This window comes from Pseudomonas sp. ASL9 (assembly GCF_056680335.1).
Genome location: NZ_CM155277.1, coordinates 4,155,799 through 4,168,246, shown reverse-complemented (window position 1 = coordinate 4,168,246; position 12,448 = coordinate 4,155,799). Strand labels below are relative to the sequence as shown.

Annotated in this window: 12 protein-coding genes; 11 read left to right on the top strand and 1 reads right to left on the bottom strand. The window is 57.6% G+C overall.

Translation table 11 applies throughout. The features are described 5' to 3' along the window. The first annotated feature begins 34 nt into the window (after positions 1-34). The 11 genes from AC1ME2_RS19290 to AC1ME2_RS19240 all read left to right on the top strand — a co-directional run bounded on the left by AC1ME2_RS19290 (position 35) and on the right by AC1ME2_RS19240 (position 11,398). On the top strand, positions 35-790 hold the full coding sequence (locus AC1ME2_RS19290) for a DeoR/GlpR family transcriptional regulator (RefSeq protein ID WP_480435967.1): 756 nt from the start codon (positions 35-37) through the stop codon (positions 788-790). A 263-nt stretch (positions 791-1,053) separates the two neighbouring features. Further along, positions 1,054-2,592 (top strand): glycerol-3-phosphate dehydrogenase, encoded by a 1,539-nt coding sequence (gene glpD, locus AC1ME2_RS19285; RefSeq protein WP_480435965.1) that lies wholly within the window; start codon positions 1,054-1,056, stop codon positions 2,590-2,592. A 318-nt stretch (positions 2,593-2,910) separates the two neighbouring features. Further along, positions 2,911-3,825: a glutamate/aspartate ABC transporter substrate-binding protein gene (locus tag AC1ME2_RS19280; protein WP_480435963.1), complete on the top strand. Its 915-nt coding sequence runs from the start codon at positions 2,911-2,913 to the stop codon at positions 3,823-3,825. Between the two features lie 89 nt (positions 3,826-3,914). Continuing rightward, the gene (locus AC1ME2_RS19275) at positions 3,915-4,661 is read left to right on the top strand and encodes an amino acid ABC transporter permease (protein ID WP_480435961.1); all 747 of its coding nucleotides are present in this window, start codon (positions 3,915-3,917) and stop codon (positions 4,659-4,661) included. Then, positions 4,658-5,326 (top strand): amino acid ABC transporter permease, encoded by a 669-nt coding sequence (locus tag AC1ME2_RS19270; RefSeq protein WP_480442224.1) that lies wholly within the window; start codon positions 4,658-4,660, stop codon positions 5,324-5,326. The genes AC1ME2_RS19275 and AC1ME2_RS19270 overlap by 4 nt, the downstream gene beginning before the upstream one ends. Continuing rightward, positions 5,323-6,057, top strand: a complete 735-nt coding sequence (locus AC1ME2_RS19265; RefSeq protein WP_480435959.1) for an amino acid ABC transporter ATP-binding protein — start codon at positions 5,323-5,325, stop codon at positions 6,055-6,057. The genes AC1ME2_RS19270 and AC1ME2_RS19265 overlap by 4 nt, the downstream gene beginning before the upstream one ends. Before the next feature lie 66 nt (positions 6,058-6,123). Then, positions 6,124-8,034, top strand: a complete 1,911-nt coding sequence (gene aauS / locus AC1ME2_RS19260) for a two-component sensor histidine kinase AauS (protein WP_480435956.1) — start codon at positions 6,124-6,126, stop codon at positions 8,032-8,034. A 24-nt stretch (positions 8,035-8,058) separates the two neighbouring features. Continuing rightward, on the top strand, positions 8,059-9,384 hold the full coding sequence (gene aauR / locus AC1ME2_RS19255; RefSeq protein WP_480435954.1) for a two-component response regulator AauR: 1,326 nt from the start codon (positions 8,059-8,061) through the stop codon (positions 9,382-9,384). Positions 9,385-10,125: 741 nt separating this feature from the next. After that, positions 10,126-10,455 (top strand): GlpM family protein, encoded by a 330-nt coding sequence (locus AC1ME2_RS19250; protein ID WP_219062347.1) that lies wholly within the window; start codon positions 10,126-10,128, stop codon positions 10,453-10,455. A 165-nt stretch (positions 10,456-10,620) separates the two neighbouring features. Continuing rightward, the gene (locus AC1ME2_RS19245) at positions 10,621-10,995 is read left to right on the top strand and encodes a DMT family transporter (protein ID WP_480435951.1); all 375 of its coding nucleotides are present in this window, start codon (positions 10,621-10,623) and stop codon (positions 10,993-10,995) included. A gap of 7 nt (positions 10,996-11,002) precedes the next feature. Next, positions 11,003-11,398 (top strand): EamA family transporter, encoded by a 396-nt coding sequence (locus AC1ME2_RS19240; RefSeq protein WP_480435949.1) that lies wholly within the window; start codon positions 11,003-11,005, stop codon positions 11,396-11,398. Positions 11,399-11,427: 29 nt separating this feature from the next. Here the strand turns inward: AC1ME2_RS19240 and AC1ME2_RS19235 are convergent, their stop codons facing one another. Next, the gene (locus AC1ME2_RS19235) at positions 11,428-12,207 is read right to left on the bottom strand and encodes a MipA/OmpV family protein (protein ID WP_480435946.1); all 780 of its coding nucleotides are present in this window, start codon (positions 12,205-12,207) and stop codon (positions 11,428-11,430) included. Positions 12,208-12,448: the final 241 nt, after the last annotated feature.

Sequence of the window (12,448 nt, the reverse complement as noted above, 5' to 3'; positions counted from 1 at the left end):
CATTTGCTTGGCAGCCTGAAGGAAAATCAACACAATGAATCTGCCTCCCCGCCAGCAGCAGATCCTCGAGCTGGTACGCGAACGCGGTTATGTCAGCATCGAAGAAATGGCTCAGCTGTTTGTCGTGACCCCGCAAACCATCCGCCGTGATATCAATCAATTGGCGGAAATGAACCTGTTGCGCCGCTACCACGGCGGCGCGGCCTATGACTCAAGTATCGAGAACACGGCCTACGCCATGCGTGCGGACCAGATGCGCGATGAGAAACAACGGATCGCCGAGGCCATCGCCGCGCAGATCCCGGACCACGCCTCGCTGTTCATCAATATCGGCACCACCACCGAATCCATCGCCCGTGCGCTGCTCAACCACAACAACCTGAAGATCATCACCAATAACCTGCATGTAGCCTCGATCCTCAGCGCCAAGGATGACTTCGAAGTCCTGCTGGCCGGGGGCAATGTTCGCCGCGATGGCGGAGTGGTAGGTCAGGCCAGCGTTGATTTTATCAATCAGTTCAAGGTCGACTTCGCGCTGGTCGGCATCAGTGGCATCGATGAAGACGGCAGCTTGCTGGACTTCGATTATCAGGAAGTGCGGGTGTCCCAGGCGATCATCGCCAACGCCCGAAAAGTGCTGCTGGCCGCCGACTCCAGCAAGTTCGGGCGCAACGCAATGGTCCGCCTGGGGCCGATCAGCCTGATCGATTGCCTGGTCACCGACCAGGCCCCCGTCCCTGCGCTGATGCAGCTGCTGACTCAGTACAAGATCCGGGTGGAAGTGGTCTGACCCTCTCCTGACACAGCCCGACACATCCCGTGTGCAGGCTGTGTGGGAGCGAATTCATTCGCGAAGGACGCGACGCCGGTGCGCCTGACACACCCCGTTAAAATGTTCGATTTTCTTCCTTTCCCTCCCCTCCCATCAGTATTTTCAATGAATACAGGCTGGCTGCGCGCTTCTTATTGAGCTATTATTTTCGAAATTGAACATAAATGTTCGAATTCGCCGCTCGAAGCCATGCTTTGAAGAGACAGACAGGAGGCCATCAAATGCCCCGCACCACCTTGCCCGTGCTACCGCTTTCCGACATTTACGATATCGCCGTCATTGGCGGTGGTATCAACGGCGCAGGGATAGCAGCGGACGCAGCCGGCCGTGGCTTGTCAGTGTTCCTTTGCGAAAAGGATGACTTGGCCAGCCACACGTCGTCAGCCAGCAGCAAGCTGATCCATGGCGGCCTGCGCTATCTCGAACATTATGAGTTTCGCCTGGTGCGAGAAGCCCTGGCCGAACGTGAAGTGCTGTTGGCCAAAGCACCCCACATCGTCAAACCGATGCGTTTCGTGCTCCCCCATCGCCCGCACCTGCGTCCCGCCTGGATGATCCGTGCCGGTCTGTTTTTGTATGACCATCTCGGTAAACGGGAAAAACTGCCCGCCTCGCGCAGCCTGCGCTTTGGCAGCGACAGCCCGCTCAACGCAAGCATCACCCGTGGTTTCGAATATTCCGACTGCTGGGTCGACGACGCCCGCCTGGTGGTCCTCAACGCCATGGCTGCTCGCGAAAACGGCGCACACATCCACACCCAAACGCGCTGCATCAACGCCCGCCGCAGCAAGGGCCTGTGGCACATGAACATGGAACGATCCGACGGCAGCCTGTTTTCCATTCGCGCCAAAGCGCTGGTCAACGCCGCGGGCCCCTGGGTCGCCAAATTCATCCGTGACGACCTGAAACTCGACTCACCCTATGGCATCCGCCTGATCCAGGGCAGCCATTTGATCGTGCCCACGCTGTATGAGGGCGAAAACGCGTTCATCCTGCAAAACGAAGATCAACGTATCGTTTTCACGATTCCTTACCTGGAACACTTCACCATCATCGGCACCACGGACCGTGAATATCAGGGTGATCCGAGCAAAGTGACGATTACCGAAGACGAAATCGACTACCTGCTCAACGTGGTCAACGAACACTTCAAGAAACAACTGAGCCGCAGCGATATCGTGCGCACCTACTCGGGCGTTCGTCCGCTGTGCAATGACGAATCAGATAATCCTTCGGCGGTTACCCGCGACTACACCCTGTCACTGTCGGGCAGCGCTGAAGAAGCACCGATCCTCTCGGTGTTCGGCGGCAAGCTGACGACTTATCGCAAGCTGGCCGAATCAGCAATGACGCATCTCGCGCCCTTCTTCCCGCACATGAAGCCAAGCTGGACCGCCACTGCCAGCCTGCCGGGAGGCGAAGACATGAGCACACCACTCGCCTTGGGCAGAGAACTGACGAAGCGCTTCGACTGGCTGCCAGGCGAAATCGCCCAACGCTGGGCTCGCACCTATGGCAGCCGCAGCTGGCGCTTGCTCGAAGGTGTGCAGGGGCTCGCCGATATGGGTGAGCACCTCGGTGGCGGCCTTTATACCCGCGAAATCGATTATCTGTGCAGCGAGGAATGGGCCTTGAATGCTGAAGACATTCTTTGGCGTCGCAGCAAATTGGGTCTGTTCACCACGCCAAGCGAACAATTGCGTGTGCAGGACTACCTCGACACCGTCGCTCGCCATAAAAGCAGCATCGAAGCAGCCTGATCGCCCCCTCTGACAGCCTCCTCGCAACGGGGAGGCCGTTGTGTTGCAGCCCCATCCATTCGGTTTTCCGAACGCGCCCACCTTATTAGTTCGGCCTGCCGGACGCGAACTGATTTTTCGGCGCCTAATAATCAAATAACTTACATATAAATCAACAACTTAATCATGTTGAACGCCTTGGCATGAGTCATGCTCTACACTCAGAGTCGAATGTGCCGACTGTAGCGCGCGCCTGATTGGGCCGCCGTTGAAGGCACTCACTTATCAAAAGGACCACCACAGGGGTCCTATAAAAAAAACAAAGTCGAGGATTAACTGATGCGCATCGTTCCCCATCTTTTGGGCGCAGCAATCGCTGCCGCTCTGATTAGCACTCCAGTTTTCGCTGCCGAACTCACCGGCACACTGAAGAAAATCAAAGAGTCTGGCACCATCACCCTCGGGCACCGCGACGCTTCTATCCCGTTCTCCTATATCGCTGACGCTTCCGGGGTTCCGGTTGGCTATTCCCACGACATCCAACTGAAAGTCGTCGAAGCCATCAAGAAAGACCTGGCCATGCCAGACCTGAAAATCAAGTACAACCTGGTCACGTCGCAAACCCGTATCCCGCTGGTGCAAAACGGCACTGTAGACCTCGAGTGTGGTTCCACCACCAACAACGTTGAACGCGGTCAACAAGTCGACTTCTCTGTGGGTATCTTCGAAATCGGCACGCGCCTGCTGACCAAGAAAGACTCTACCTACAAAGACTTCGCCGACCTGAAAGGTAAAAACGTCGTCACCACGGCGGGCACCACCTCCGAACGCATCATCAAGTCGATGAACGCCGAAAAACAGATGGGCATGAACGTCATCTCCGCCAAGGACCATGGCGAATCCTTCAACATGCTCGAATCCGGCCGTGCAGTCGCATTCATGATGGATGACGCCCTGCTCGCTGGCGAAATGGCCAAGGCCAAGAAGCCTGATGACTGGGCCGTGACCGGTACTCCGCAGTCCTATGAAATTTACGGCTGCATGGTTCGCAAAGAAGATGCCCCGTTCAAGAAAGCTGTCGATGACGCGATCAAAGCGACCTTCGCCTCGGGTGAAATCAACACGATTTACGCAAAATGGTTCATGCAGCCGATTCCGCCAAAGGGTCTGAACCTGAACTTCCCGATGAGTGACGAGTTGAAAAAACTGATCGCCACGCCTACCGACAAGCCGGCTCCCGAAAAAACTATCTAAGCGCTGGCTAATCGCTCACTTGAGCGCGCCAACGCGCACTCAAGTGAAATAAGGTGCCCGTGAATCGATCCAACTGAGGGGAGACCCTGATGAATTACAACTGGGACTGGGGCGTTTTCCTAAAGTCCACCGGCATAGGCAACGAAATCTATCTGGACTGGTACGTCACCGGTCTGGGCTGGACCATTGCCATCGCCGTTGCTGCCTGGATCATCGCGCTAACGCTGGGCTCGGTGCTCGGGGTAATGCGTACTGTGCCTAACCGCTGGGTGTCGGGCATTGCCACGGTCTACGTGGAAATCTTCCGTAATGTGCCGCTGCTGGTGCAATTGTTTATCTGGTACTTCCTGATACCTGACCTGCTGCCTGACAATCTTCAGCAGTGGTACAAGCAAGACCTCAACCCCACGACGTCGGCCTTTCTAAGTGTCGTGGTCTGTCTGGGTCTGTTCACCGCCGCACGGGTTTGCGAACAAGTGCGCACGGGTATCCAGGCACTGCCTGCTGGTCAGGAATCAGCGGCGCGAGCCATGGGCTTCAAACTGCCACAGATCTACTGGAACGTACTGCTGCCCCAGGCGTACCGGATCATCATTCCACCCCTGACCTCGGAATTTCTGAACGTCTTCAAGAATTCGTCCGTAGCCTCTCTGATCGGCCTGATGGAGCTGCTTGCGCAGACCAAACAGACCGCCGAGTTCTCCGCCAACCTGTTCGAAGCCTTCACCCTGGCGACGCTGATCTACTTCACCTTGAACATGAGCCTGATGCTGTTGATGCGCATGATCGAGAAGAAAGTTGCGGTGCCCGGGCTGATTTCCCTGGGAGGTAAATAATGGACTTCAGTGGAATTGTTCCCGCCCTGCCGGGCATGTGGAACGGCATGATCATGACCCTGCAACTGATGGCGCTGGGCGTCATCGGCGGCATTGCACTGGGTACTGTCCTGGCATTGATGCGCCTGTCATCGAGCAAGTTGCTGGCAAGGCTCGCCGGCGCTTACGTGAACTACTTTCGCTCGATCCCGCTGCTGCTGGTAATCACCTGGTTCTATCTGGCGGTGCCGTTCGTGCTGCGCTGGATCACTGGCGAAGACACCCCGATCGGAGCGTTCACCTCCTGTCTGGTTGCGTTCATGATGTTCGAGGCCGCGTATTTCTGCGAAATCGTGCGTGCCGGCGTCCAGTCCATTCCCAAAGGCCAGATGGGCGCAGCCCAGGCGTTAGGCATGAACTACGGGCAAATGATGCGTTTGATCATCCTGCCTCAGGCGTTTCGCAAAATGACCCCGCTGCTGTTGCAGCAGAGCATCATTTTGTTCCAGGACACTTCGCTGGTTTATGCCGTCGGCCTGGTGGACTTCCTTAATGCCACGCGCTCCAGTGGCGACATCATTGGCCGCTCCAATGAGTTCCTGATCTTCGCCGGTCTGGTGTATTTCACGATCAGCTTTGCCGCCTCGCAGTTGGTGAAGCGCCTGCAAAAAAGGTTTGCCGTATGATCTCAATCAAGAATATCGACAAGTGGTACGGGGACTTCCAGGTGCTGACCAATTGCAGCACCGAGGTCAAGAAAGGTGAAGTGGTGGTGGTTTGCGGTCCATCCGGCTCTGGCAAATCGACGTTGATCAAGTGCGTGAATGCACTGGAACCCTTCCAGAAGGGCGACATCATTGTCGATGGCACCTCGATCAGCGACCCCAAGACCAACCTGCCCAAACTGCGTTCGCGGGTTGGCATGGTGTTTCAGCACTTCGAACTGTTCCCGCACCTGAGCATCGTCGAAAACCTGACCATCGCCCAGATCAAGGTCCTTGGCCGCAGCAAGGCTGAAGCCACCAAAAAAGGTCTCCAACTGCTGGAGCGTGTTGGCCTGTCCGCCCACGCCAACAAGCACCCGGGCCAACTTTCCGGTGGGCAGCAGCAACGTGTGGCGATTGCCCGTGCGTTGGCGATGGACCCGGTGGTCATGCTGTTCGATGAGCCCACCTCGGCCCTGGACCCTGAAATGGTCAACGAAGTGCTCGATGTCATGGTGCAACTGGCCCACGAAGGCATGACCATGATGTGCGTAACCCATGAAATGGGCTTCGCCCGTAAAGTGGCGAACCGGGTGATTTTCATGGATCAGGGGCAGATCGTCGAAGATTGTGCAAAAGAAGAGTTCTTTGGTGATGTGACCGCGCGCTCCGAGCGTGCCCAACACTTCCTCGCCAAGATCCTGCAACACTAAGTAAGTCCGGCTGTCTGTGCCCACAGTTATTGGGCACAGGCCGCTGGTCGGTCCCGGACGACTGTGATGAAATGCGATCCCAACCTCTATCGCGCCGCGCCGCCATCACTTGCCGTGAAACCCCGCCTGATACGCCACCTGTTTCTGCCCCCGCTGGTCATCTTGTTGATGGTCGCGCTGGGCTATGTCAGTTATCTGGTCAGCGAGCGCAACGGCGTTCAAGCCCTGAGCGAAAACGGTCAACGGCAGTTGGAGCTGCACGCCCGCACCGTAGAAAGCGAAATCAGCAAATACACCTACCTGCCGAGCGTGCTTGAACTGGAAGGGAATGTATCGCGCTTATTGAACGACCCAACCCCAGAGCTTCGCCAGAACGTCAACGATTACCTGGAAGGCCTTAATCGCCGCAGTCGCAGCAGGGCGATTTACGTGCTCGACACCACCGGGCGCGTGCTGGCCACCAGCAACTGGCGTGATGCCGACAGTTATCTGGGCGAAGACCTGTCGTTCCGCGCCTATTTTCAGGATGCGATACGGGGTCTGCCGGGGCGCTTCTACGGGATTGGCAGCACCACCGGCGAGCCCGGCTATTACCTGGCCCACGGCCTGGAAGAGCAAGGCAAGATTATTGGCGTCGCGGTGATCAAGGTGCGCCTCGAAGCGTTGGAGGAGCGCTGGCAACGGGCTCGCCTGGAAGCTTTCGTCACTGACGAGAACGGCATCATCATTCTGTCCAGCGACCCAGCGCGCCGCCTGAAATCAGTTCGCCCGCTGACGCCGGAAACCAAGGAGCGGCTCGCACGCAGCCTGCAGTATTACTGGTGGCCACTCAATGAACTGGTGCCGCTGGCCCGCGAGCAGTTGGCCGAAGGCGTCGAGAAGCTGACCTTCCCTGCCAATACCAGCGTCGATCACGACCATACCGAAGTCAGTTACCTGGCCCAGACACGAAGGCTGAACGATACACCGTGGCACCTGACGTTGCTTACGCCCCTGCAAGAGTTGCGCAGCGAAGCCGCGCGCCAGGGAATGTTGGTAGCGGTGGCCTGCGCGCTGGTGGCATTTCTGCTGATTGCCTGGAACGAGCGGCGCAAAGTGATCGCCACTCGATTGGCCGCCCGCGAAGCGCTGCAAGAGGCCAACAATGAACTCGAACGCAAAATTGCCGAGCGCACTGCCGATCTACGCGCCAGCAATGAACGCCTCAAGGCCCAGATCCGCGAACGGCGCCTTGCCGAAGACACATTGCGTCGCGCTCAGGATGAACTGGTCCAGGCCGGCAAACTCGCCGCCATCGGCCAAATGTCCACCAGCATCGCCCACGAACTCAATCAACCCTTGGCCGCCTTGCGCACCTTATCCGGCAATACCATACGCTTCATCGAGCGCGGCGCGCTGGACACCGCCAGCACCAACCTGAAAACCATCAATGACCTGGTCGATCGTATGGGCCGGATCACTGCCAGCCTGCGCGCCTTTGCCCGGCGTGGCGATGACAAAGGCCAAGCATCGTTGCGCAAGGCCGTCGACGCCGCATTGCAGGTACTTAATGGCCGACTGGAGAACTTCGACCTCACACTGCATGAGCATTTTGAGGACGTAGCCTTGCGAATCGATCAAACGCGCCTGGAACAAATCCTGGTCAACCTCATCGGCAACGCCCTGGATGCCATGCAGGCCCAGCCGCTGCCCGAGTTGTGGCTCGAAGGTGAAATCGCCGACGGTCGCTACCGCCTCTATGTGCGTGACAACGGTCATGGCATCGGCCCCGAAGCGCGCAAACATCTATTCGAACCGTTCTTCACCACCAAACCGGGCGAACACGGCCTTGGCCTTGGCCTGACCCTGTCTGCAAGCCTCGCTGCGGCAGCCGGTGGCAGTCTCAGTGCAGAACATCCTCCCAGCGGCGGCACTGCTTTTGTCTTGAGCCTGCCACTGCTCAATCCGCCCGAACCTCGCGAAGCCGAGCTGATATGAGCCGCTATTAATGAGCCTGAAAGCATGAACAGCGACCTGACCGTTCTGATCGTCGAAGACGACCCTCATGTCCTCCTCGGTTGCCAGCAAGCCCTGGCCCTGGAAGACATTCCCAGTGAAGGTGTGGGCAGTGCCGAAGAGGCGTTGGCAAGGATTGGCGAAGATTTTGCGGGCATCGTCATCAGCGATATCCGCTTGCCGGGAATCGACGGACTGGAACTGCTGACTCGCCTCAAGGCGCGAGACCGCAGCTTGCCGGTGGTGCTGATTACCGGACACGGCGACATCTCCATGGCCGTCAACGCGATGCGCGACGGTGCTTACGACTTCATGGAAAAACCCTTCTCCCCGGAGCGTCTGGTGGAAGTGGCTCGACGGGCTCTGGAGCAACGCGGCCTGGCACGTGAAGTGTGGGCGCTACGCCGGCAACTGGCCGAGCGTAACTCACTGGAGGGCCGAATCATTGGACGCTCGCCGGCCATGCAAAACCTGAGGGCATTAATCAGCAACGTGGCCGACACCTCAGCCAACGTCCTGATTGAAGGTGAAACCGGTACTGGCAAGGAGTTGGTTGCCCGCTGCCTGCACGACTTCAGTCGCCGCCATTCTCAGCAATTCGTCGCCCTCAACTGCGGAGGCCTGCCGGAGAACCTGTTTGAAAGCGAGATTTTCGGCCACGAAGCCAACGCGTTTACCGGCGCGGGCAAACGTCGCATCGGCAAGATAGAGCACGCCCATAACGGCACGCTGTTTCTCGATGAAGTCGAAAGCATGCCGATGACCCTGCAGATCAAACTGCTGCGGGTTTTGCAGGAGCGTACGCTGGAACGCCTGGGCTCGAACCAGAGCGTCACCGTGGACTGTCGGGTGATTGCCGCGACCAAGTCCGATCTGGACGAGTTGAGCAAGGCCCGTCAATTTCGCAGTGACCTGTATTACCGGCTGAATGTGGTCACCCTGGAACTGCCGCCTTTGCGGGAGCGACGCGAGGACATTCTGCAGTTGTTCGAACACTTCTTGCAGCTGTCGGCGTTACGCTTCGACCGCGAAACCCCGGAGCTGGATCGTCAGACGCTATCGAGCCTGATGAGCCACGACTGGCCGGGCAACGTGCGCGAGCTGCGCAACGTCGCCGAGCGTTACGCCCTCGGCCTGCCAGCCTTCAAGAAGGCCGGCGCCAGCATCACCAGTAACAGTCTGGACTTTGCCGAAGCAGTGGAATCATTCGAAAAAACCCTGCTCGGCGATGCCTTGCAACGCAGCGGAGGCAACCTCAGTCAGGCCAGTCAGGAACTGGGCATGGCCAAGACCACGCTGTTCGACAAGGTCAAAAAATACGGGTTGGGTTGATCGATCCAACCCCTTTGCCATTTGCCATTTGCCATTTGGATAAAAGGCCACGCGCTGTCGCGCAGCAAACTGGTTTTGATTTGCGTGGTGTGATCGTTTAGTGGTGTGTCAGGCACGCAGCCTTCGCAGGCAAGCCTGCTCCCACAGAATTTTGATCTGCCGTTGGGATTTTATGTGAATTGAGTATCGAATTATGGCAAGGCCCCTTTTCCAGAAGGCCGAGCGCAGGCGTTGCGCAGGGGGGTAAGAGGCAAGGATGCCGAGTAAGCCGCACGGGGCCAGGGATGGCCCCTTGCGGCGACCCCCGGAGCAACGCCGGAGCGAGGGAAATCCGAGCCTAAGCGAGGATCCGCATGGAGGGGCAGGCGTTTTGGGGTACCTTTTAGGCGCTTGTAAAAGGTTCCTCGCTGTAAGAGCGAAACCGTAATTCCAGCACACCAAAATGCCGAATATATACATCAAGATCAGCGCCAAAACATTGTTTTTAAAGGATTAAAAATCAGTTTTATAGGAGCGCGCTTGCCCGCGATCGGCTGCGTAGCAGTCGTAAATCAGCTCGCTCGACTCTACCAGTGAGAACCGTACTCAGCGTTTTGGGACCGCTTCGCGCTCCATCGCGGCGGGACGCGTAGTTGCAAGCGCGCTTACAGGGGGTCAGGGTTTGGCTGAAAAGCTTGTGCAATTTATATTTTATTTTTCAATCACTTACGGGTTGTTTGACCGGAGGCCATTGTGGACCTGATTTTCAAAGCCTTGTTGGGTGCTGCCGTGGTGGTGATTCTGGCCGCGCTGGCCAAAACAAAAAATTACTACATCGCCGGTCTGGTTCCGTTATTCCCGACCTTCGCTCTGATTGCCCATTACATCGTCGGTAAGGGTCGTTCACTGGACGATTTGAAGACCACCATCCTGTTTGGCATGTGGTCGATCATTCCCTACTTCATTTACCTGGCAGCGCTGTACCTGATGGTCGACCGCTGGCGCCTGGAAGTCTCCCTTGCCCTGGCGGCATTGGCGTGGCTGGTCGCGGCGACACTGCTCGTGACGTTCTGGATTCGGTTTCACGGATAACCGCGTCGACACATTCGCAGCGGGACGCGTAGTTGCAAGCCTGCTCCCACAATGATTCTGTGCCGGTCGCAGATCCACTGTGCAGGCCGTCGCATCCCTGCACTGGCCCATCCCTTGCATTCACCCGATCCACTTTCCCTCGGCCAATTGGCAGGAGCTGTTCCCTTGACCCCTACCGTGATCCTACTGATCGCGCTGTGCATCGTGCTCGATGTCATTGGCCAACTCGCCTTCAAGCTCGGTCTGGATCGGCTGCCCGAGCACGTCGGCGGCTTTCGCTTGCGTTATTTCTGGCGACAAATCGCCGGTGCGCCCCTGCTGTGGTGTGGGGTTACCTGTTATTCCGTCCTTTTCGTTGCCTGGCTGGAGGTACTGTCATTGGCACCGCTGAGCCTGGTGTTTCCAGCGATAAGCCTGAGCTATTGCGGCGTGGTGCTTGGCGGGCGCCTTGTGTTGGGCGAAACCGTCAGTCGACGACGCTGGCTTGGCACTGTCGTCATCACTACCGGCGTCATGCTGGTTTGCGCCACAGGTGCTTGAGGTCTCTATGACACACAATTGGATCGAAGGTCGCGGCGCCAGCATCGGCCTATGGGCACTATTGATAGCCTTTGAAAGCGGCGCGCAAATCTCGCTGAAAGTGGGGGGTGACGGGTTGGCATCCATTCCGTTTGGCTTGAGCTGGCTACTGGCTGCGGTGAACAACCTGGCAGTCATGGTGGCGATTTTCTGCTATATCGGCTCGTTCCTCAGCTGGATGCTGATCTTGCGCCGCAGCAACCTGTCGCTGGCCTTCCCCTTGAGCTCACTGGTATTTGTGGTGGTGTTGCTCGGCTCATGGCTGGGCCTAGGCGAGACGATAAGCCCGCTGCACTGGCTGGGGGTATGCGTCATCATTGGCGGGATTGTGTTATTGGCGGAAGGACAAGCAGCGCCCACGTAATGGAGATGCCACCTGCCTGAGCGATGCCCTTAGAGGCCTTTGAAATGATAAGCCACGGCAATATTGAGCTCGCCCTGGTCATCATTGCCCTTTTGTTTGACGATTGAACTGTCCGCCGCTGAACCGACCAGGTGGATCCAACTGGCGCTGGTCAGCAGCAACCAGCCGTGAGCGAGGGGAAACTGCACGCCCTGGGTCAGGGTGACGTTCTGCAGACCGCCACTGGCGTTGTATCGGCTGATGCCTGAGGCCTGCGCCTCCTGGGCACTCACGCCGTAAAAGGTTTGAGTCTGTCGAGCATCCGCATAGTTCGCCGTCACTGACGTATCGCCAATGACGCCCAACCCCAGAGGGAAACCCAGCTCACCACCGATCCGGCCCAGCATCCCGCCTTGCCTGTCGCTACCACCCACGGTCTGACCGACTTGGGCAAACACACGCCAGAAATCTGCAGGGCTGTATTGCACGAAACCACCGACCTCGCCCATATCCGACACATCACGCAAGCCGCGCAATGTGCCGTTGCCGTTACGGCCTGGGACGTATTTGACGAACGGGCCGGCGCTCCAGCCATCATCCTTCAGCGCATCCCAGGACAAACCATCGTCCGAGCTGAGACTGAAGTCTCCCCAAGTGAGATCCATGTAGGGCAAAACCCGGGCTTCGTAACGGCTGCCGCTGGGATCATGAGGCTGATAGCTGAGCGCCATACCAAGGTCGCCAATGACTGGCTCGGCCTGCCCAGCCGCGCTGAAACCCAAAGCACATGCAGTGAGTAAAACACAGCGATTGAGCCTGGAAAAAGGCATGAAAACTATCTCGTACGGAAGAACGTGCGCGCATGTACGCCTAAACAGGCCCTCTTATGCAAGCACTTATGTTGTTTGTAGCAAGCTACAAAAATTGTAGCTTGCTAGCCCCCCGTGCCCGGCCACTGTTGCCAAGACCCACTGGCAGCGGGGTTAACCCATATTGGCACAGTCCATGCTGTACCCCAGTGCAAGCGCAAAACGCGCGCTCTACTTACCTGATCGACCTTATCAAATAGGC